Consider the following 20901-nt stretch of genomic DNA (forward strand, 5'->3'; position numbering starts at 1 on the left):
GGCGTGCGCGTCCCCTTTTGTCAGGAATTTGCATGTTCGGCGCACTCGCCAAGTCTATTTTCGGCTCCTCCAACGACCGCTATGTGAAGTCGCTGGGCAAGACCGTCGAACAGATCGCCTCTTTCGAACCCACCATTTCGGCCATGAGTGACGAGGAACTGGCGGCGCAGACCGTGCGGTTCCGGGAGCGGCTGGCACAGGGTGAAACGCTTGACGGCCTGCTGCCCGAAGCCTTCGCCACGGTGCGGGAAGCCGCCAAGCGGACCTTGGGCCAGCGCCATTATGACGTGCAGATGGTGGGCGGAATCGTGCTTCATCGCGGCGAGATCGCCGAAATGCGCACGGGCGAGGGCAAGACGCTGGTCGCGACGCTCGCCACCTATCTGAACGCGCTGGAAGGGAAGGGCGTCCACGTCGTCACCGTGAACGACTATCTGGCCAGCCGCGACTGCGAATGGATGGGACAGGTCTATCGCTTCCTGGGCCTTACCACCGGCGTCATCGTGCCGAACCTGTCGGAGGACCAGCGCCGCGAGGCGTACAGTGCCGACATTACCTATGCGACGAATAACGAGCTCGGCTTCGATTACCTGCGCGACAACATGAAATATGACCGCGCGTCGATGGTGCAGCGGCCTTTCAACTTCGCCATCGTCGACGAGGTGGACTCGATCCTCATCGACGAAGCGCGCACGCCGCTGATCATATCCGGCCCGACCGATGACAAGTCGGAGCTCTATGTCTCCGTCGATGCCATCGTGAAGCAGCTGGACGAGAGCGATTATGAGAAGGACGAGAAGCAGCGCACCGTCACGCTGACCGAGGACGGGACCGAGAAGATCGAGCGCATGCTGGAAGGGGCTGGGCTGCTGCAAGGTGCCAACCTCTATGATTTCGAAAACACCGCCGTCGTCCACCATGTCAATCAGGCGCTGCGTGCGAACGTGATGTTCCGCCGCGACATCGATTACATCGTCAAGGATGGCAAGGTCATCATCATCGACGAGTTCACCGGCCGCATGATGGATGGCCGCCGCTGGTCGGACGGTCTGCACCAGGCGGTGGAAGCCAAGGAAGCGGTGAATATCGAGCCGGAAAACCAGACACTCGCCTCCATCACCTTCCAGAATTATTTCCGCATGTACCCGAAACTGGGCGGCATGACCGGCACGGCCGCGACCGAAGCCACCGAATTCTACGAAATCTACAAGATGAACGTCGTCACCATCCCGACCAACCGGCCGGTGCAACGTGTCGACGAGGAAGACAGCTTCTACAAGAATCTGGAAGACAAGTTCCGCGGAATCGCCAAGACCATCAAGGTCCATGCGGAGCAGGGCCAGCCTGTCCTTGTCGGCACGGTTTCGATCGAAAAATCGGAAATGCTCTCCGAATTCCTGACGCAGGAAGGCGTGAAGCACGCCGTCCTCAACGCCCGCTTCCATGAAAGCGAAGCGCATATCGTGGCGCAGGCAGGCCGCAAGGGCGCCGTCACCATCGCCACCAACATGGCCGGTCGCGGTACCGACATCAAATTGGGCGGCAACCTTGAATTCCGCGTCGAGGACGAACTGCGCGACATGCCCGAAGGGCCGGAGCGGGAAGCCGCCATCGCGCGGATCGATGCAGAGATCGAGGCCGAAAAGCAGGAAGTTCTCGCGGCTGGCGGCCTTTTCGTGCTGGGCACGGAACGGCATGAAAGCCGCCGCATCGACAACCAGCTTCGCGGCCGTTCGGGCCGTCAGGGTGACCCCGGCCTTTCGCGCTTCTATCTGAGCCTCGACGACGACCTGATGCGCATCTTCGGCCCGGACACGATGTTCGCCAAGATGATCCGCTCCAACCTGGAGGATGGCGAGGCGCTGCCCCCGTCCAAATGGCTCAGCAAGGCGATCGAGACTGCCCAGAAGAAGGTGGAAGCCCGCAACTACGACATCCGCAAGCAGGTCGTCGAATATGACGATGTGATGAACGATCAGCGCAAGGTCATTTACGAACAGCGCAGCGACATCATGGATGCGGATACGGTTGATGATGTCGTTGCCGACATGCGGCATGAAACGGTCAATGATCTTGTCGGCGCATCATGCCCGCAGGGTACCTATCCCGAACAATGGGATATCGATCGGCTGAAGGTTCGATCGGCCGAGGTGCTGAACCTCGAACCCGATTTCGACGCCTGGCTGGCCGAGGACCATGTCGATCCGGAGATGATCGAGGAACGGCTCAGGACGTTGGCCGACGCGGCCGTGGCCGAGAAGGTCAGGGAACTTGATCCCGAGAGCTGGCATATGATCGAAAAGTCGATCCTGCTGCAAAGTCTGGACCATCATTGGAAGGAGCATCTGTCGACCCTCGACGCGCTGCGCCAGGTTGTCCATTTGCGCGCTTATGCCCAGAAAACGCCGATCAATGAATATAAGCAGGAAGCCTTCGCCCTGTTTGAACGCATGCTCGGCAATATCCGCGAGGATGTGACCGGCTCCATCGCCCGCGTCCAGTTCCGCATGGAGGAGGCGCTGCCGGAATTCGACCTGCCGATACTGCCCGACTTCATCACGACGCATATCGACCCGTTTTCGGGCGAGGATAATAGCGGAGACTTCGACGGCGGTCAGATCAGCGGCATCACGACGACCCTCTCTCGTCCCGCCGCAGGAGGACCGGCTGGCGAGTTCGCCAATCTGGACATCAGCCGCAACGCGCCATGCCCCTGCGGATCGGGCCAGAAATACAAGCATTGCCACGGTGCGCTCAACTAGAAGGGTTCTGACCTGACTGGGTCAGGTCACCCTCCTGGCCTTATGGTTTTTCGGGAATCACCTGCCGCGATCGGTCCCGATCGCTGGTGAATGGTTCCACGCGCGCCTTGGCAGCGTCCCGCGCCGGGTCATCACATTGGCTCGCGCACATTTTCAGCCTGATGACGAAGGTGCGGTGCTATCGCCATTTGCATGGTTCAGGCCGCCTTTCGGCTCGAAGGATTGCCCACCCGTGACCGCCGATTGACGTTACGGAAAGGTGACGATCTACCTTTGGATAGATTGCGATGAACGTCCATTCTTGCTAAGCGGAAATGGATTTGGATGCCCGACAGCAAACAGATCGCGCTCCCGGCATTCCCTTGCCCGGGGGCGCATTTTTATTCCGCATCCCGGAACGCGAAACGTCCGGAGGATCAGGCAGCCGCAAGCTGACCGTCATCAACCAGCAAAAACCGATGATCAGGGTTCCCGCCCCAGCGCATCATGGAGAACCTGATCGGCACAGGACATGGCAAGCGCCCGTACCCGATAGCGCAGCGCGAGTTCACGATGGGCGGCAATTTCCTGCGATGCCGCACTCCGCTTTGCAGCGGCATCGGCTTTCGCGGCTTCCTCTCTTGCACGCCGAAACAGATAACGTGCGTCGGTATCGGCAGACATTGTCACCTCCGATGATTATCGGCCGCTTCTAGCATGAAGAAAATCGCGTCGCCTTAACGCGGATCAAACTGGATGGCGGACAGGGTGGGATTCGAACCCACGGTGAGCGTAAACCCACGGCGGTTTTCAAGACCGCTGCCTTAAACCACTCGGCCACCTGTCCGTCGTCACGCTTCCTAGCGAACCCGACAGCCTTGCCAAGCGTAAAATGGCGTGAAGGCGGTTTGATCCTGCCGATGTCGTCAAGTGCCAATAAGGGGATTCACGCCGCGTCATCCCTGTGCAACAAAAGAGCTTAAGGAGATTCTTCAATGCGTTCGTCGATCCTGTCGCTGTTGCTGGGACTTTCTGCCGTCGTGGCGGGCGGTCTGACGGCGGACAGCGTCAGCGCGCAGGAGGATGTCGGCTTTCGCGCCTATCTTGAATCCCTGCGCCCCAAGACCCGAGCGATGGGCATCCGGGACTCAACCCTGGACAGTGTCTTTCCGGGGCTGACGCCCAATCCGCGCGTAGTCCAGCTCGACCAAAATCAACCCGGCGGCGGCACCTATGCCCCGATCCCGAATTTCGAGCCCTATCGCCGCCAGCATGTCGATGCGGCACGCATCAGCCGGGGCCGGACCGCATATCTGGCCAATCGCGCCCGCCTTGCCCGGATAGAAGCGGAAACCGGTGTGCCGGAAGAGATCATGGTCGCCATCTACGGCCACGAAACCAATTACGGCGCCTATACCGGCGATTTCGATCTGATCCGCTCGCTTGCGACCCTGTCCTATGAGGGGCGTCGCCGGACATTGTTTGAACCGGAACTGCTGGCGACGCTGAAGATGCTCGATGATGGCGTGCCGCGCAGCCGCCTGGTGGGCAGTTGGGCTGGCGCGACCGGCTATCCCCAATTCCTGCCGAGCGTCTATCTGCGGCTGGGCAAGGATGGCGATGGTGATGGCCGGGTCGATATCTGGAACAGCGAAGCCGACGCCCTGGCATCCATCGCCAATTATTTCGTCCACGCCGGATGGCGACGCGGCGAGCCTTGGGGCATTGCCGTGTCCGTTCCGGTCGGATTGGACCGTTCCGGCCTCGCCGCGCGCACCACGGCGGTCCGTTGCCCCCGCGTCTTCAGCCGCCATAGCCGCTGGCTCAGCATGGCCGAATGGCGGCGCATGGGAATCGTGCCCAGCGGCGCCGGCTGGCCCGCCGACCGGGTGATGGCGACATTGCTGGAGCCCGATGGTCCGGGCAAGACCGCCTATCTTCTGACCAGCAACTACCGGGCGATCCTCGACTATAACTGTTCGAATTTCTATGCCTTGTCCGTTGGCCTGCTGGCCGATGCGGTGAAGCAATAGAGCGCCTTGATATTGGTTCTGCCATGGCTATTGAATGCGCTAGGCATTCGAAGAATCCACCAGTCCAAAGGCATCCCGCATGAAGAAGTCCATCGCCGCCCTCCTGTTCGTCGGGTTGCTGTCCACGCCGCTGACCGCCGCCGCGCCACCCTATAGCAGCGAGGCGCCGATCGCCTATATGAAGGATCTCTCGTCGGGCGCCGTGCTTTACGACAAGGGGGGCGAGACGCGGATGCCGCCCGCCTCCATGGCGAAGATGATGACGGCCCATGTCGCTTTTCGCCTGATCCAGAAGGGCGATCTGAAACTCGACCAGAAATTCACCGTCCGTCCGGAAACCTGGCAGCGATGGCATGGCCCGCAGGCGGGATCGACCATGTTCCTGTCGCCGGGCGAGCAGGTGTCGGTGGAAAATCTTCTCCACGGCATCGTCACGCTTTCGGGCAATGATGCCTGCGTCGTGCTGGCGGAGGGCATTGCCGGGACAGAGCAGGCCTTCGTCGCCCTGATGAACCAGGAAGCCAAGCGCCTCGGCCTCAAGAACAGCAATTTCGGCACGAGCAATGGCTGGCCGGACGAAGGTGTGACTTATGTGACCGCGGCCGACCTTGCGGCGCTGGCCGAAGCGACGATCGAGGAAACGCCCAACCTCTACAAGAAATTCTACGCCACGCGCAGCTTCACCTGGGGCAAGACGATGGACGGCGCGGATATCGAGCAGGGCAATCGCAATCCCATATTGGGCAAGGTTGCCGGAGCTGATGGTCTCAAGACCGGACACACCGAAGAAGCCGGCTTCGGCTTCACTGGATCGGCGGAACAGGAGGGACGCCGCCTGGTCATGGTCGTGGCAGGGCTGGGCACCTACAACCAGCGGATCGAGGAGTCGGTGCGCTTCATGGACTGGGGCTTCCGCGCATGGAAGGCGCAGCCGCTGTTCAAGAAGGGGCAGACCGTCGAAACCGCCGAGGTGCAGCTCGGCAGCGCAACCAGCGTTCCATTGGTCGCGGCGCAGGATATGGCGGTGACATTGCCGCGCGCCGCTTCGTCCAACATCTCGGTCAAGGTCGCCTATACCGGCCCGATCAAGGCGCCCATCACCAAGGGGCAGAGGATTGCGCAGCTGATCGTCTCCACGCCTGACACGCCGCCCCAGATCCTGCCACTGGTCGCGGGTGAGGATGTCGCTGAAGCCGGCATTTTCGGTCGACTGTGGAACGGGCTGAAGTCCTTCTTCGGGTGACGGCCGCAGGGACGACGCGGGGCCGCTTCATCTCGCTGGAAGGCGGGGAAGGTGCAGGCAAGTCGACCCAGTTGCGGGCGCTTGCCGCCGCCCTGCGCGCGCGCGGCGTGGAAGTCGTGGAAACGCGCGAGCCGGGCGGCAGCGAAGGGGCGGAGGCCATTCGCGCCCTGTTGCTGACCGGGGGAGCCGACCGCTGGAGCCCCCGCGCCGAAGCGCTGTTGTTCGCTGCTGCCCGTGCCGATCATGTGGAAAAGACGATCCGTCCGGCGCTGGAGCGGGGCGCATGGGTGCTTTCCGACCGCTTTCTGGACAGCAGCCGCGCCTATCAGGGCGCAAGCGAGCTGACGGATGCGGATATATTGGCGCTTCACCGGATTGGCAGCAACGGTTTCCTGCCCGACCGGACCCTCTTCCTCACCTTGCCGGAGGAGGAAGCGAGCGCGCGTGCCCGTTCTCGCGATGGAGATGCGGCCGACAGGATCGGGGGACGCGACCGGGATTTTCATCTCGCCGTGGCAACAGCCTTTCATCGGTTCGCCCAACAGGAACCGGCGCGCTTCCTTGCCGTCGACGCTTCGGGAGACGCTGGGGCAGTGACGGCACGGCTGCTTCAGGCGTTGCAGGACCTGCTGCCATGACGTCACTCATCGGCCATGACGCGCAGGCCCGCACGCTGCTCGATGCCGCGCGGAGCGGTCGTCTGCACCACGGCTGGATCCTTGCTGGCCCGTGGGGCATTGGCAAGGCAAGCTTCGCCCGCGCCATGGCGCTGCGCCTGCTGGCGGAGGCGGCAGGGCCGCCCATCACGGCTGATGGGCTGGACGTGCCGCAGGATCATCCGACCCGCCGCCTGTTCGAGGCGGATGCCCATCCCGACTATGCCGAGCTCTTCTGCCTGGAAAAGGAAAGCGGCACCGCCCGCAACATCACGGTCGATCAGATCCGGAGCCTCCAGCGCCTGATCCAGTCGGCGCCCTCCATGTCGTCACGGCGGATCGTGGTCATCGACAGTGCCGACGATCTGGAGCGCGGCGCGGCAAATGCGCTGCTCAAGAATCTGGAAGAGCCGCCGGCCGATATGTTGTTCCTGCTGGTCAGTCATGCGCCCGGCCGGCTGCTTCCGACTATCCGCTCCCGCTGCCGTACCCTGCGCTTCGACATGTTGAACGAAGAGGCCATGCGCAGCATTTTGCGCGCGACGGACGACAGTCTTTCTCCGGATGAACTGACCGCGCTGATCCAGGCAGGTGAGGGGTCTCCCGGCAAGGCGCTACGCTATGCGGGCCTCAACATAGCGGACATCGAAAATTCGTTGGCCGCCATTGCCGCTGACGGCGACCCTGGCAACCGCCAGCGACTGATCCTGGCCCGGATGCTGGCGTCAAAGAGCGCCCGGCCCCGTTATGAGGCGTTTCTTGAGCGGGCGCCGGCCTTCATCGCGGCGGCGGCGCGCCAACGCAAGGGGAGCGATCTCGGCAAGGCGCTGGACCATTGGGAAGCAGCACGCCAGCTTGCCGGGGGAGCCGTCATCCTGTCGCTCGAACCGGGGGCCGTGGTTTTCGAACTTGCCGGTCATGTCGCCGCCCTTGCCCGCTGAAAAGCGGCTTTGCGCCGGGACTAACACCCGCTAGGGAGAGCGCATGTCCAAGCCCTATACCATCACGACAGCCATCAGCTACCCCAATGGCCGCCCGCATATCGGCCATGCCTATGAAGTGATCGCAACGGATGCGATCGCCCGTTTCCAGCGTATGATGGGCCGCGACGTCTTCTTTCAGACCGGAACGGACGAACATGGCCTGAAAATGGCCCAGACCGCGCGCAACAGGGACATGGAGCCGCGCGCGCTTGCTGACGAAATGTCAGGACATTTCAAGGCTATGAATGATGGTCTCAACATCAGCTATGATCGTTTCATTCGCACCAGCGAGCCGGATCATCACCGCGCAAGCCAGGCGATCTGGCAGGCGATGGAGGCCAACGGCGATCTCTATCTTGGCCGCTATGAAGGCTGGTATTCCGTCCGCGATGAAGCCTTTTACGACGAAAAGGAACTGGTCGAAGGAGAGGGCGGGCAGAAGCTCTCGCCCCAGGGCACGCCTGTCGAATGGACGGTGGAGGAAAGCTGGTTCTTCCGCCTGTCCGCCTATCAGCAGAAATTGCTGGACCTTTACACCAGCCGGCCGGATTTCATCCAGCCTGACAGCCGCCGCAATGAGATAATGCGCTTCGTGGAGGGCGGCCTGTCCGACCTCAGCGTGTCGCGCACCAGCTTCGACTGGGGTGTCAAGGTGCCCGGCAGCGACGGCCATGTCATGTATGTGTGGGTGGACGCACTCACCAACTATCTTACGGGCTGCGGCTATCCCGATGATGCGGACCGCATGGCCCACTACTGGTCGGAAGGTGGCGATATCACGCATGTCATCGGCAAGGATATCGTGCGTTTTCATACCGTTTACTGGCCAGCCTTCCTGATGAGTGCGCGGCTGCCCTTGCCCAGGCAGGTCTTCGGTCACGGCTTCCTCCTCAACCGGGGAGAGAAGATGTCGAAGTCGCTCGGCAATGTGGCCGATCCGATGGAATTGGCCGAACGCTTCGGCGTGGATCAGCTCCGCTATTTCCTGCTGTCGGAAGTCACCTTCGGCAATGACGGCAGCTACAGTGCGGAGGCGATCGTCGCCCGTTCGAACAGCGACCTCGCCAACAGCTTCGGCAATCTCGCCCAGCGAACGCTGAGCTTCATTGCCAAGAATCTGGAGGGCCGCCTGCCCGAACCCGCAGCGCAGGAGGTCGATCGCGATCTTCTTGCAACGGTCGGGGAAGCGGCCCGGACCTTCCAGGCCGCTATGGCAGACCTTGGGCCCTCGACAGCCATCGAAGCGTGGATGCGCGCGGTGTTTGCCTGCAACGCCTATATCGATGCCCAGGCGCCCTGGACGCTCCGCAAGACCGATCCTGCCAGGATGGAGGCGGTGCTCGCCACCCTTTACGAAGCGATCGCCGACCTTGCCATCATCGTCCAGCCGATCATTCCCGCAAGCGCCTCCGCCCTGCTCGATCAGATGGGGACAGCCGAGAATGGCAGGAACTATTCTGCCATCGGCAGCGACTGGTATACGCAGCTTCGTGCGTCCGGCTTTACCCTGAGCACGCCCAAGCCGCTCTTCCCGCGCCTCGAACTGCCCGCTGAAGAGGCGTGACGTCATGTTCATAGACAGCCATTGTCACTTGAATTACAAGGGGTTGATCGACGATCAGCATAATGTGCTCGAACGGGCGAGGGGCGCTGGAGTCGACCTGATGCTCAACATTGCCACGCGCGAAAGCGAATGGGACGATGTGCTGGCAACGGCCTTGCGCGAAACGGATGTGTGGGCGACCGTCGGCATTCACCCCCATGAAGCGGACGAGCATCCCCATGTCGACACCGCGAAGCTGGTCGAACGGGCAGCCCATCCACGCATCGTCGGCATAGGCGAGACCGGCCTGGATTATTATTACGACCATAGCGATCGCGAGCGGCAGCAACGCAGCTTCCGGTCCCATATCGCCGCCTCTCGCGAAACGGGCCTGCCGCTGATCGTCCACACCCGCGATGCGGAGGAGGACACGCTGGCCATCATGCGCGATGAAATGGGGAAGGGGACCTATGGCGGGGTCATCCATTGTTTTACCGCCAGCGGCGCCTTTGCCGATGCAGCGATGGAACTGGGTTTCTACATCAGCATTTCGGGTATCGTGACCTTCAAGAACGCCAGGGATCTTCAGGAAACGGCTGCCCGTCTGCCGCTCGAAAGGCTGCTGATCGAAACCGACGCTCCTTTCCTCGCGCCCGTGCCCCATCGCGGCAAGCCGTGCGAACCCGCCTTCGTGGCCGACACTGCCCGTTTTCTGGCGAATTTACGGGGCGAAAGCGTCGAGCAACTGGCTGAGGCAACAGCAGCCAATTTCCGTACACTTTTCAGCAAGGCGGCATGAGCCTCAAGCTCACCATCCTGGGAAGCGGCACCTCCTCGGGCGTGCCCCGCATCGGCAATGATTGGGGCGCCTGTGATCCGCAGGAGCCCAGGAACCGCCGCACCCGGGCATCGATCCTGATCGAAAGCCCCACGACCCGGTTGTTGATCGACACATCACCGGACATGCGTGCGCAGTTGCTCGCGGCCGACGTGATCCATATCGACGCCATCCTGTGGACGCACGACCATGCCGACCACAGCCACGGCCTGGACGATGTCCGTCAGCTTTACCACCATCGCGGCACGCCTGTCCCCGGCTATGCGCGTCCGCAGACGCTTCGCTTGCTCCGGGAGCGCTTCGGTTATGCCTTCGAAGGGCGTCATGGCTATCATCCGACGATCGAACCGCATCCGCTGCCGGATGGCCTGCGCATCGGGGACATCAGCATCGCCTGCACCGACCAGCCCCATGGCGAGATATTCTCCACCGGATTCCGTTTCACGTATGATGGCCATTCCATTGGCTATGCTACTGATTTTCATGATATAACGACTGATATGATGGCACTGTACGATGCGCTGGACATATGGGTGGTCGACGCCTTGCGGGAACGGCCGCATCCAACCCACGCGCATCTGGCGCTTACCCTGGATGCCGTACAGGCCGTGCGACCGCGCCGCGCCATATTGATCCATATGGACCAGAGCATGGATTATGCGTCGCTTTGCCGAACACTCCCGGCGGGCGTCGAACCGGGTTATGACGGGCTGGTGGCCGAACTGGGCGCATCATAAGGGGCAGGGCAGGGAAATGGGTGGCGATCAGGCAATGTCCAGTCTCTGGTACGTGCTGGCGTTGGTCCTGGTCGGATCAGCCTTGCTCGCGCGGCGGGCGCCGATGGGCGGCCTCTTGCGTATGGCCATGCTATGGATCGTCATCTTCGCGGCGCTGCTTGGACTGTTCAAGGCTGGCGAGAAATACGGCCTGTTTGCCAGCCGTATCAAGGGGGAAGGGGGCGGATCTCCCGCACTGGCGACCAATGATATGCCGACAGCCTTGCCCACCGCGCGCATGGAGGGGCAGGCACTGCGAATACCCGTTGCGCCCGACGGCCATTATTGGGTCGAGGGAATGGTCAACGGGAACCCGACACGCTTTCTGATCGACAGCGGGGCCAGCGTGACCGCATTGTCAGTGGAGGCGGCGCGCGCCGCCGGCCTCAATTTCGACCTGAATGCGTCCGGCGTCAGCATGATGACCGCCAACGGCAAGATCGACGCCAAGCGCTCGACAATCGCCACGCTGGTCGTCGGCCCAATCCGCGCCAGCGATCTCGACATTGTCGTTTCCTCGGCTTTTGGCGATGTCAATGTGATCGGGATGAACATGCTGTCACGGCTGAAAAGCTGGTCCGTCCAGAATGGAGAGATGGTGCTGACACCATGACGTCATACATGGCCGCGCCCGATCAGCGACAGCGCCTGAAAGCCGTGATCGGCGGTTCCACGGGCAATCTGGTGGAATGGTATGACTGGTATGCCTATTCGGCCTTCACCCTCTATTTCGCCCAGCATTTCTTCCCCAGCGAAGACCGCACCGCGCAGTTGCTGAGCGCCGCCGGCATTTTCGCGGTCGGCTTCCTGATGCGCCCCATCGGCGCCTGGCTGATGGGCGTCTATGCCGATCGCCATGGTCGCAAGAGCGGCCTGACCTTGTCCGTGGCGCTGATGTGCGCCGGTTCGCTGCTGATCGCGGTCACGCCATCCTATGACAGTATCGGGGTTGGCGCGCCGCTACTGCTTGTGCTGGCGCGTCTGATGCAGGGATTGTCGATCGGCGGTGAATATGGCGCCAGCGCGACCTATTTGTCCGAAATGGCGGGGCGCAATCACCGCGGCTTTTTCTCCAGCTTTCAATATGTCACGCTGATAGCCGGCCAGCTTGTCGCCATCTGCGTCCTGTTGGCGCTCCAGGCCATGCTGACCGAGGCTGAACTGGATGCGTGGGGCTGGCGCATTCCTTTCCTGATTGGCGGGGCGTTGGCGATCATCGTCTTCTGGCTGCGGCGCGGCCTGGCCGAAACGCAGAGCTTCGCCAAAGCCCAGGCAGAGGGTGCGCCCAGATCGGGTTTCGTGGAACTGGTAACCCGGCATCCGAAAGAGACGCTGACAGTCATGTTGCTGACCGCGGGCGGCACGATCGCCTTCTACGCCTATTCCATCTACATGCAGAAATTCCTCGTCAACACCAGCGGCATCAGCCGTGAAGCAGCATCCCAGATCAATGGGATAACGCTCTTTGTTTTCATGCTGATCCAGCCTCTCGGCGGCGCTCTTTCCGACCGCATCGGGCGCAAGCCGCTCATGATCGGCTTTGGTCTGCTGGGCGTCACCTGCACTTATCCCATCTTCGCGACGCTGGCCGTGACCAAGGACCCATGGATGGCCGGGCTGCTGGTGATGGCCGGGCTGGTGATCGTAACCGGCTACACCTCGATCAACGCCGTCGTGAAGGCGGAACTGTTTCCAGCGCATATCCGGGCACTGGGCGTGGCGCTGCCTTATGCGCTGGCCAATACCATGTTCGGCGGCACGGCGGAATTAGTCGCGCTCTGGTTCAAGAAGCTCGGTGTGGAGCAGGCCTTCTACATCTATGTGACGGTGATGATCGGTATTTCGCTGATCGTTTACATACGCATGCGCGACACGCAGCGGCACAGCCTGATATTGGAAGACTGAGTGTCCAGCCTGTTAAATTTAACATAATCCTTATTATCGGACTTTGATAGCTGCTCGACAAGCTGGCCTTCTGCGTCCCGACAATCTATCCCTGCCATAGATCTCCTCAATCCAGAGTACCGCATGTCATCCAACAGCAAGGCGAATCCCGCCGACATCATGCCGCTCGCCAATGTCATGGCGCGTTTGCGCGATCCGGAAACGGGTTGCCCCTGGGATATCGAACAGGATTTTGCCAGCATCGCGCCCTATACGATCGAGGAAGCTTACGAAGTCGCCGACGCCATAGAACGTGACGACATGGCGGCCCTGCGCGATGAACTTGGCGATCTGCTGCTGCAGGTGGCGTTCCACAGCCGCATGGCGGAACAGGCGGGTCATTTCACATTGCAGGAGGTCATCGACGGTATCACGGAAAAGATGATCCGCCGCCATCCCCATGTCTTCGGCGAAGGAACAGACAGGAAGGACGGCCACGCCCAATGGGAAGCCATCAAGGCGGCCGAGCGTGCCGAAAAGGAATCTGATCCGAGCGCGCTGGCGGGCGTCGCCACAGCCCTTCCAGCCCTGCTCCGCGCTGAAAAGCTCCAGAACCGCGCCGCTCGAACAGGGTTCGACTGGCCCGATCTTGGCGGTGTCATGGCCAAGATCGAGGAAGAACTGGACGAAGTGCGGGAGGCGACTTCCCAATCCGAACGAGAGGAGGAAGTGGGCGATCTTCTCTTTGCCGTGGTCAACCTCGCCCGCCATCTGAAGGTTGATCCGGAGGTTGCCCTGCGCGCGGCGAGCGGCAAGTTCGACAAGCGCTTCCGCATCATGGAAGCCTTGGCCGGCGACGATTTCGTCGCCCTTTCCCTCGATGAGAAGGAAGGCTTGTGGCTGCAGGCAAAGGAGCGGTTACGACAGGCGAAATAGAGTGGTTTCCCGGCGACAGGCCGGTAACCCGAAAGGCTATTTCCCAAGACGCTTGAGGAACCGCGCCAATGCGGAATCGGACAGGCGGACATCCACCAGCATGTCCGCGCCATCGGCCTTGCTTCCAATCACTTCGCCATGTTCGTGCAACCACGCCATGGCCGCGCCGTCAGAAAGAGGCACATGCAACTGGTGCACTCGCGCACCGGCGGTCAGCCGGCTGCTGATGGCCCGCTGAAGGTCGTCGACCCCCTCCCCGGTCAAAGCGGACAGGATCACCACATCGTCCCGCCGCGCAGCGGTCTCGCGCGCCAGTAGCGCAGCCTCTTCGTCCAGCAGGTCCAGCTTGTTCCACGCTTCGATAATGGGCGGCGGATCACCACCCTCGCTCGCGTCAAGCGCCCCTTCCCCCGCGACGCCAAGCTCGGCCAGTACGTCCATCACGTCGTCGCGCTGCGCTTCGCTGTCGGGATGTGCAATATCGCGGACATGGATGATCAGATCGGCCGACAGCACCTCTTCCAGCGTGGCGCGAAATGCGGCGATCAACTGCGTCGGCAGGTCAGAAACGAACCCCACAGTGTCGGAAAGAATGGCCTTGTCCAGTCCCGGCAGGGCAATCTGACGCATGGTGGGGTCAAGCGTCGCGAACAGCAAATCCTCCGCCATGACGTCAGCCCCGGTCAGGCGGTTGAACAGCGTTGACTTGCCCGCATTGGTATAACCCACCAGCGCGATCACGGGCCAGGGCGCACGTTGCCGCCGTGCCCGATGCAGGCCGCGCGTCTTCGTCACCTGATCCAGTTCGCGCCTGATCTTCGCCATGCGATCGCGGATCATCCGACGGTCCGCTTCGATCTGCGTTTCACCGGGACCGCCAAGAAAGCCGAAACCGCCCCGCTGCCGCTCCAGGTGGGTCCAACTGCGCACCAGCCGTCCTGCCTGATAGTCCAGATGCGCCAGTTCGACCTGCAGACGCCCCTCATTGGTCGCCGCACGCTCACCGAAAATTTCCAGGATCAGGCCGGTCCGGTCGATGACCTTCGTTTCGGTCGCCTTTTCCAGATTGCTCTGCTGCACGGGGCTGAGCGCATTGTCGACAATGACCAGTTCGGCATCTTCCGCCCGCGCCAGCGTCGCGATCTGATCCACCTGTCCGCTACCAAACAGGGTCGCCGGCTTTCGATCGCGCACACGGAAGGCCTGCGCTGCGCGCACGTCGATGCCGATAGCCAGGGCAAGCCCCCTCGCCTCGTCCAGCCGCGCATCGCTGTCACGCCGTTCCGGACCATGGACATCGGCGCGCACAACAATGGCGCGTGCACCACGCGATACTTCGTCAGCTGAATCTCGGTTGAAAACGGCCATGACGGCTTAACGCTTCCCGCCTCTGCCGGCTTCACGGGAAACCCGGCAGAGACAAGAAAAAGCGTTCAATCCTCGCCCTCACCCTCGCCGGTGAGGTCGAGCGCGTGCAGCGGCTGCACGGTGGAAATGGCATGCTTGTAAACGAGCTGGACCATGCCGTCCCGTTCCAGCAGCATGCAGAAAAGATCGAAGGCGGCGATTTCGCCCTGCAACATGACGCCGTTCACCAGGAACATGGTCACCGGGCTGCCCGACTTGCGCACCGCGCTCAGGAAGATTTCCTGTAGCAGCTTCGACTTGCCGTTGCCGTCACTCGCCTTGCGCAGATCGGTAAGGTCCATGGATTGGGCAGGCATGACGGTCGATATCGCATGCTTGTATACCAGTTGCGACTGCCCGTCGCGCCGCAGCAGGACGGAAAAATTGTCGAACCAGGTAATGATGCCCTGCAATTTAACGCCCTTGACCAGGAACATGGTCACCGGCGTCTTGCTCTTGCGCAGGCTGTTCAGGAAGATGTCTTGAAGGTTGTTCACTTTGTCGGCCATGGTCTTCACCAGTCCTTTATTGGCGGGACGTTACCCGCGCTCGCACCCTTAAGCAGGATGTCTTGCTCGCCCCCGCCTGTCGGAAGCGAGGCAAGTCTACCGCAATTGCGAAGAGCCGTCCATGCCCAGTTTGGCTGAAGAGGCCTCTCTTTGCCTCAACCGTCCTTCCCATCCGTAATACCCAGCAGCTTCAACTTCCGGTGAAGCGCCGAACGTTCCATGCCGATGAAGGTTGCGGTGCGGGAAATATTGCCCGAAAAGCGCCGGATCTGGATGCGCAGATATTCGCGCTCGAAACTTTCCCGCGCCTCCCGAAGGGGCGCGCCCATGATCGCGGACTGACCCATGCCTTCCGAACCACCATTGCTGGTGAGTTCGGGTGGCAGCATGTCCAGTTCGATCCGTCCGATCCGCTCGCCCGGAGCCAGGATCATGGTGCGTTCGATGACATTGCGAAGCTGGCGGACATTGCCGGGCCATTCATTGGCCTGGAGCGCGGCCATGGCGTCGCTGGCGATTTCCGGCGACGGAACCCGGCGTTCCGCCGCGAAACGCGCGAGATAATGTTCGACCAGCGGAGGAATATCGTCCCGCCGCTCGGCCAGAGGCGGAATGACCAGCGGCACGACGTTGAGCCGATAGAAGAGGTCCTCGCGGAAACGCCGCTCCTCGATCTCGCTCGCCAGGTTGAGCGCGGTCGAGGAAATGACGCGCACGTCCACCTTGACCTGCCGCTGGCCGCTGACGCGGGTGAAGCTCTGGTCGGTCAGCACGCGCAGGATCTTCGCCTGCGTCGTGAGCGGCATGTCCGCGATCTCGTCCAGGTAGAGCGTACCGCCATGCGCCTGCTCCAGATAGCCCGGACGCACCAGTCCGCTCGGATCTTCGACGCCGAACAGTTCTTCCTCGACGCGATCCGGGTCCATCCGCGCCGCGGCGACGATGATGAAGGGGGCATCGGCCCGTCCGCTCCAGCTGTGCAGCATGCGTGCGGCGACTTCCTTGCCCACCCCGGCGGGTCCGGAAATCAGCACCCTGCTGCCCGTACCCGCGACTTTCTTGATGGTGGCGCGAACGGCATTGATCGCCGCCGATGTGCCGGTAAGCTCATCATCCTGCCCGAAGCGCGCCCGCAGCACCTGGTTCTCGCGCCGCAGCCGTTCGGTTTCGGTTGCCCGCGATACGAGATGCAGAAGCCGGTCCGCCTCGAAAGGCTTTTCGATGAAATCCGCTGCCCCCTTGCGAATGGCGGCGACGGCGGTGTCGATATTGCCGTGGCCGGAGATCATCAGCACCGGAATGGTCGCATCCCGCCGCTTTATCTCGTCCAGCAGTTCCAGGCCATCGAGCCTGGAACCCTGCAACCAGACGTCCAGCAGCACCAGCGAAGGGCGCCGCGCATCCAGCGCCTCGATCGCGCTGTCGCTGTTCGCGGCCGTGCGCGTGGCGAAACCCTCATCCTCCAGGACACCCGCCACCAGATCGCGAATGTCCTCTTCATCGTCGACTATCAGAATATCAAGCGCCATTGGCCGTCACTTTTCCAGTCGTTTTGCCATGGGACAAGGCAATGACCTGCCCCTCTTCCAATTTTTCGAGCGCCGCCACCGGAAAGCGCAGGGCCACACGAGCGCCCCCACCGTCGGCATCGTCGAAGCGGATTTCACCCATATGTTCCTCGACAATCTTCTTCACGATCGCCAGGCCCAGGCCCGTGCCCTTGGTCCGGGTCGTCATATATGGCTCTAAAATGCGTTCGCGTTCCGGGGGCAGGCCAATGCCATTATCCTGCACCGCAATCAGCAGATTGCCGCCATCATACTCCACACTCATGGAGACCTGGCCACGCCAGTCATCGCCGTCCGAGACGGTCTTGGGCTCGATCGCCTCAACGGCATTTTTGACGATATTGGTGAGCGCCTGCCCCAGTTGCCGGCGATCGCATACCAATTCCGCATCGCTGTCCGTCGAATGATATTGGAAGCGAATGTCGGGATGGGCGACTTCATGCAGGAACAGCGCATGGCGAGCGATATCGTCGATCCGCTCGCGCCGGAACACCGGCTTTGGCATGCGCGCGAAGGAGGAGAATTCATCCACGATACGGCGCAGGTCACCGACCTGGCGCACGATCGTGCCGGTCAGGCGGGTGAAGGTGGCCCTGTCGCTCGTCACTTCCTCGGCATAGCGGCGCTGCAACCGTTCAGCGGCGAGCTGGATCGGGGTGAGCGGATTCTTGATCTCATGCGCGATGCGCCGCGCCACGTCGGACCAGGCGGCGCGGCGCTGATCGGAAAGCTGCTGGGTGATATCGTCGAATGTCAGAATGTGGCGCGATGCGTCCTCCGACACCTTGACCGCCAGCGTCCGTACATCGCCATGGGCGCGGATCTGAACGATGCCGGCGCCGTCCTCGGACGTGATGAGCGAGGCCAGTTCGGGGGAAATTTCGGTCAGCGGCCGCCCTACCGGATCGTCCCCCTCCCTCACCAGCAGGGCCGCCGCCGAGCTGTTGAGCAGCAGGATGATACCTTCGCGATCCACCGACAACACGCCGGCCGACACGCCCGACAGGATCGCCTCGATAAAGGCGCGCCGCTCGTCAAGCTGGCTGTTCGCCGCCACCAGCGCCCCGGTCTGCGCCTCCAGGCGCTGGGTCATGCGGTTGAAGGCCGCGGCCAGCGTGCCGATCTCGTCCCGGCTCTGGGGACTGGTCACGCGGGCCGACAGGTCGCCCGCCGTGATTCGCCGTGCCGCCATCACCAGTTCGTTCACCGGCCGCACCATCCAGTCTGCGACCTTGAGCGCGATATACACAGCCACGCCGACCAGCAGCAGCGACCCCACGAACAGCAATATGTTGAACCGCAACTGCAGCGCGCGGGACTGTGCGGCAAATATGTCGTAATCCGACAACACCTTCTGCGCCCGTTCCACATTGCTGAAGGCCGTCGATCCGGAATCGCGGGTGGCGTAGAGATAGATTTTCGCATTGGGGTAGAGCAGCGTCACCGCTTCGATCTGGTTGGGTTTCGCCGCAACCACCACATCCTCGCCGGAGGCCAGCCGCTTCACCACATCGGGGGTCAGCATTTCCGAAACCGGCCGGCTTTCCGGATCGACCGTAGCCGCCGTGCGCGCCACGCCATCCTTCCCGATCTCGATGATCGCCGAGCGGTTCAGCTTCCGCGTGACTACCTGGTAGATATAGCCTTCCGCAAAGCGTGGACTGGAAACCTTCGACTGAGCCAGATAATCGCGCAGGTCGCTCGCCATGGTGACGGTTTCGTCGCGCACGTCGCGCAGGTTCTGCTCATAATAGCCCCGCGCCAGATCGCTGGCGTTCTGCAACATGCCCCGTGCACTGTCGGAAAACCAGAATTGCACGCCATATTGAAAGAGCAGGGAGGCGAAGATCACGACCAGCAGCATCGGCACGCTGGCGACGATGGAGAAGATCGCCACCAGCCGAACGTGCAACTGACCGTCGCTGCCGATCGCTGACTGAGCCGCGCGCCGCTTCGCCACCCGCCGCCCCAGCAGCACGAGCAGCGCAATGGCTGGCACCAGGTTCGCCACCAGCAGCAGCGCCACTATGGGCGGCGTCAGCAATGTGTATGACTGCCCCTGCCCGCTCAGCAGGAAATAGGTGATCCCCGCCATGCCCAGAAACAGGACGAGCGTCACAGCCTCCACCACCGCGGCAAGCCGACGGCGCAGGAAAAGCGGAAAACGCCTTTTCCATGCCCGGCCCCGCGCCGGAAGAGTTACTGCGCCTTCCATAGTGGCTTGGTTACAACATTAATGTGCCCGATCAAACACAGTAATTGATGAACATATGGCTTCCGGTCGAAAAGCGCTTTCGCTTCGTCGCCGGCGACCGGACCGTCGGCCGATGCCTTAATCGGCGATCCGAAGCTGCAAGGGATCGAGGCCATAATCGGTCAGCTTCTTGCGCAGCGTGTTCCGGTTGATGCCGAGCAGCCCGGCGGCGCGGATCTGGTTTCCATCGACGCTGGCCAGCGTTTCCTGGAACAGGATTGGCTCCACCACGGCCAGCAGGTCATCATGCAGGCTTCGGTTCGGCTGGGTGAGGCCGATGCCCAGTTGCCGCTTTGCCCATTCCCGCACCGCCTGGCCCAGCAGATCGCCGGGCGCGGCATAATCGGCCGGAACGGCATCCAGCGGCAGGCTGTTGCGCAGCAGGTCGGCCGTGATCACATTCTCGCGGCTCAACACCGCCAGCCGCTGCATGATATTCTGCAGCTCCCGCACATTTCCGGGCCAATGATAGGCCATCAGCAATTGCGCGGCATCGTCGGACAGCGCCTTGCGCGGCAGCCCCTCCTGCGCCGCGCGATCAAGGAAGTGGCGAGCAAGCAGGATCACATCTTCCCGCCGCTCGCGCAGTGCCGGCAACGCGATGGGAACCACGTTCAGCCGATAATAGAGATCCTGCCGGAAGCGATTCTCCTCGATCAGCCTGGGCAGGTCCTTGTTGGTGGCTGCGATGATGCGAACATTCACCTTCACCGGTTTGGAGCCGCCCACGGTCGTGACTTCGCCCGACTGCAAAACGCGTAGCAGCCGCGTCTGCGCCTCCATCGGCATGTCGCCGATCTCGTCCAGGAACAGCGTGCCGCCCTGCGCCTGCTCGAATTTGCCGGCGGTGCGGGCATGGGCTCCGGTGAAGGCGCCCTTTTCATAACCAAACAGTTCCGCCTCGATCAATTCGCGCGGAATGGCGGCCATGTTGATCGCCACAAAGGGTCGTGTCCGCCGCTGACCCAGGCTGTGGATCGCCTCGGCCACCAGTTCCTTGCCCGTGCCGGATTCCCCCAGCACCAATATGCTGAGGTCGTTCGACAGGACTCGGGCGATGGTCCGATAGACCTCCTGCATCGCCGGGGAGCGCCCCACCAGCGGCAGTCCGTCATGCGGCAACCCGCTATCGGTCGCTTCCTCGGCAGCTCCCTTGCCCGATCCGATCGCATCGGACACCGCGCGCGTGAGCTCGTTCAGATCGAAGGGCTTGGGCAGATATTCGAACGCGCCCTTTTCCGTGGCGCGGATCGCCGTGTTCAGCGTGTTCTGCGCCGACAGGATGATGATGCTCAGCGCGGGGCGCCGCTCCAATATGTCCGCAATGCCGTCCAGCCCGTCACCGTCCGGCAACATGACGTCCGTGATCAGGACATCAGGCGAAAAGCTTTCCAGCAGGACGCTGCGCTCTCGGATCGATGCCGCCGTCTTCACCCTGTATCCCTGCCGCCGCAGGGCCTCACCGACGACGAGGCAGATCGCCGGATCGTCATCCACCATCAAGATCGAGCCTGTCACCGCCATCACCCT

17 protein-coding genes and 1 tRNA gene are annotated in these 20901 nt (G+C 62.1%); 11 read left to right on the top strand and 7 right to left on the bottom strand.

The window, feature by feature from the left end; genetic code table 11:
- Positions 1-32 precede the first annotated feature (32 nt).
- The gene (gene secA, locus MRBLSP13_RS09970) at positions 33-2762 is read left to right on the top strand and encodes a preprotein translocase subunit SecA (protein WP_363754229.1); all 2730 of its coding nucleotides are present in this window, start codon (positions 33-35) and stop codon (positions 2760-2762) included.
- A 462-nt stretch (positions 2763-3224) separates the two neighbouring features.
- On the opposite strand, the gene MRBLSP13_RS09975 is transcribed toward secA, so the two are convergent.
- Together MRBLSP13_RS09975 and MRBLSP13_RS09980 are read right to left on the bottom strand one after the other, a co-directional pair.
- Positions 3225-3425 carry a hypothetical protein gene (locus MRBLSP13_RS09975; RefSeq protein WP_133654158.1) on the bottom strand — a complete coding sequence of 67 codons (201 nt, stop codon included), beginning with the start codon at positions 3423-3425 and terminating at the stop codon, positions 3225-3227.
- A gap of 73 nt (positions 3426-3498) precedes the next feature.
- Positions 3499-3588 (bottom strand) — tRNA-Ser (locus MRBLSP13_RS09980).
- A 148-nt stretch (positions 3589-3736) separates the two neighbouring features.
- On the opposite strand from MRBLSP13_RS09980, the gene MRBLSP13_RS09985 reads away from it, so the two are divergent.
- The 10 genes from MRBLSP13_RS09985 to mazG all read left to right on the top strand — a co-directional run bounded on the left by MRBLSP13_RS09985 (position 3737) and on the right by mazG (position 13633).
- Complete coding sequence (locus tag MRBLSP13_RS09985; RefSeq protein ID WP_363754232.1) at positions 3737-4774, top strand: lytic murein transglycosylase; 1038 nt, start codon at positions 3737-3739, stop codon at positions 4772-4774.
- Between the two features lie 79 nt (positions 4775-4853).
- Entirely contained in the window at positions 4854-6017 is a 1164-nt protein-coding gene (locus tag MRBLSP13_RS09990; RefSeq protein ID WP_363734838.1) for a D-alanyl-D-alanine carboxypeptidase family protein, read from the top strand.
- Positions 6014-6655 carry a dTMP kinase gene (gene tmk / locus MRBLSP13_RS09995; RefSeq protein ID WP_363734836.1) on the top strand — a complete coding sequence of 214 codons (642 nt, stop codon included), beginning with the start codon at positions 6014-6016 and terminating at the stop codon, positions 6653-6655. The genes MRBLSP13_RS09990 and tmk overlap by 4 nt, the downstream gene beginning before the upstream one ends.
- A complete protein-coding gene (locus tag MRBLSP13_RS10000) occupies positions 6652-7614 on the top strand; it encodes an AAA family ATPase (RefSeq protein WP_363754235.1) in 963 nt (320 codons plus the stop codon). Before tmk ends, MRBLSP13_RS10000 begins: the two co-directional genes overlap by 4 nt.
- Before the next feature lie 43 nt (positions 7615-7657).
- A complete protein-coding gene (gene metG / locus MRBLSP13_RS10005; RefSeq protein ID WP_363754238.1) occupies positions 7658-9220 on the top strand; it encodes a methionine--tRNA ligase in 1563 nt (520 codons plus the stop codon).
- Positions 9221-9224: 4 nt separating this feature from the next.
- The gene (locus tag MRBLSP13_RS10010; protein ID WP_363754241.1) at positions 9225-9998 is read left to right on the top strand and encodes a TatD family hydrolase; all 774 of its coding nucleotides are present in this window, start codon (positions 9225-9227) and stop codon (positions 9996-9998) included.
- Positions 9995-10774, top strand: coding sequence for an MBL fold metallo-hydrolase (locus tag MRBLSP13_RS10015; protein ID WP_363734831.1), 780 nt, complete (start codon positions 9995-9997; stop codon positions 10772-10774). Before MRBLSP13_RS10010 ends, MRBLSP13_RS10015 begins: the two co-directional genes overlap by 4 nt.
- Positions 10775-10790: 16 nt before the next feature.
- Positions 10791-11426, top strand: a complete 636-nt coding sequence (locus tag MRBLSP13_RS10020; protein WP_363754355.1) for a retropepsin-like aspartic protease family protein — start codon at positions 10791-10793, stop codon at positions 11424-11426.
- A complete protein-coding gene (locus MRBLSP13_RS10025; protein WP_363734828.1) occupies positions 11423-12718 on the top strand; it encodes an MFS transporter in 1296 nt (431 codons plus the stop codon). Before MRBLSP13_RS10020 ends, MRBLSP13_RS10025 begins: the two co-directional genes overlap by 4 nt.
- Before the next feature lie 123 nt (positions 12719-12841).
- The gene (mazG, locus tag MRBLSP13_RS10030; protein WP_133652002.1) at positions 12842-13633 is read left to right on the top strand and encodes a nucleoside triphosphate pyrophosphohydrolase; all 792 of its coding nucleotides are present in this window, start codon (positions 12842-12844) and stop codon (positions 13631-13633) included.
- Positions 13634-13669: 36 nt separating this feature from the next.
- On the opposite strand, the gene hflX is transcribed toward mazG, so the two are convergent.
- The 5 genes from hflX to ntrC form a co-directional block, all read right to left on the bottom strand.
- Entirely contained in the window at positions 13670-15001 is a 1332-nt protein-coding gene (gene hflX / locus MRBLSP13_RS10035) for a GTPase HflX (RefSeq protein ID WP_363734827.1), read from the bottom strand.
- A 65-nt stretch (positions 15002-15066) separates the two neighbouring features.
- Positions 15067-15549, bottom strand: a complete 483-nt coding sequence (hfq, locus tag MRBLSP13_RS10040) for an RNA chaperone Hfq (protein ID WP_133652004.1) — start codon at positions 15547-15549, stop codon at positions 15067-15069.
- 155 nt (positions 15550-15704) lie between these two features.
- On the bottom strand, positions 15705-17078 hold the full coding sequence (locus MRBLSP13_RS10045) for a sigma-54-dependent transcriptional regulator (protein ID WP_133652005.1): 1374 nt from the start codon (positions 17076-17078) through the stop codon (positions 15705-15707).
- Entirely contained in the window at positions 17068-19332 is a 2265-nt protein-coding gene (locus MRBLSP13_RS10050; RefSeq protein WP_363734825.1) for a sensor histidine kinase, read from the bottom strand. Before MRBLSP13_RS10050 ends, MRBLSP13_RS10045 begins: the two co-directional genes overlap by 11 nt.
- A gap of 117 nt (positions 19333-19449) precedes the next feature.
- Entirely contained in the window at positions 19450-20895 is a 1446-nt protein-coding gene (gene ntrC, locus MRBLSP13_RS10055; protein ID WP_363734823.1) for a nitrogen regulation protein NR(I), read from the bottom strand.
- Between the last annotated feature and the right edge of the window lie 6 nt (positions 20896-20901).

The sequence above is a fragment of the Sphingobium sp. LSP13-1-1.1 genome (assembly GCF_040676415.1).
Taxonomy (GTDB): Bacteria; Pseudomonadota; Alphaproteobacteria; order Sphingomonadales; family Sphingomonadaceae; genus Sphingobium.

Bases quoted from the DNA above. Each gene is read 5' to 3' on its own strand.
- secA (WP_363754229.1), top strand. From the start codon at position 33: ATGTTCGGCGCACTCGCCAAGTCTATTTTCGGCTCCTCCAACGACCGC.
- MRBLSP13_RS09975 (WP_133654158.1), bottom strand. From the start codon at position 3,425: ATGTCTGCCGATACCGACGCACGTTATCTGTTTCGGCGTGCAAGAGAG.
- MRBLSP13_RS09985 (WP_363754232.1), top strand. From the start codon at position 3,737: ATGCGTTCGTCGATCCTGTCGCTGTTGCTGGGACTTTCTGCCGTCGTG.
- MRBLSP13_RS09990 (WP_363734838.1), top strand. From the start codon at position 4,854: ATGAAGAAGTCCATCGCCGCCCTCCTGTTCGTCGGGTTGCTGTCCACG.
- MRBLSP13_RS10000 (WP_363754235.1), top strand. From the start codon at position 6,652: ATGACGTCACTCATCGGCCATGACGCGCAGGCCCGCACGCTGCTCGAT.
- metG (WP_363754238.1), top strand. From the start codon at position 7,658: ATGTCCAAGCCCTATACCATCACGACAGCCATCAGCTACCCCAATGGC.
- MRBLSP13_RS10010 (WP_363754241.1), top strand. From the start codon at position 9,225: ATGTTCATAGACAGCCATTGTCACTTGAATTACAAGGGGTTGATCGAC.
- MRBLSP13_RS10015 (WP_363734831.1), top strand. From the start codon at position 9,995: ATGAGCCTCAAGCTCACCATCCTGGGAAGCGGCACCTCCTCGGGCGTG.
- MRBLSP13_RS10020 (WP_363754355.1), top strand. From the start codon at position 10,791: ATGGGTGGCGATCAGGCAATGTCCAGTCTCTGGTACGTGCTGGCGTTG.
- MRBLSP13_RS10025 (WP_363734828.1), top strand. From the start codon at position 11,423: ATGACGTCATACATGGCCGCGCCCGATCAGCGACAGCGCCTGAAAGCC.
- mazG (WP_133652002.1), top strand. From the start codon at position 12,842: ATGTCATCCAACAGCAAGGCGAATCCCGCCGACATCATGCCGCTCGCC.
- hflX (WP_363734827.1), bottom strand. From the start codon at position 15,001: ATGGCCGTTTTCAACCGAGATTCAGCTGACGAAGTATCGCGTGGTGCA.
- hfq (WP_133652004.1), bottom strand. From the start codon at position 15,549: ATGGCCGACAAAGTGAACAACCTTCAAGACATCTTCCTGAACAGCCTG.
- MRBLSP13_RS10045 (WP_133652005.1), bottom strand. From the start codon at position 17,078: ATGGCGCTTGATATTCTGATAGTCGACGATGAAGAGGACATTCGCGAT.
- MRBLSP13_RS10050 (WP_363734825.1), bottom strand. From the start codon at position 19,332: ATGGAAGGCGCAGTAACTCTTCCGGCGCGGGGCCGGGCATGGAAAAGG.
- ntrC (WP_363734823.1), bottom strand. From the start codon at position 20,895: ATGGCGGTGACAGGCTCGATCTTGATGGTGGATGACGATCCGGCGATC.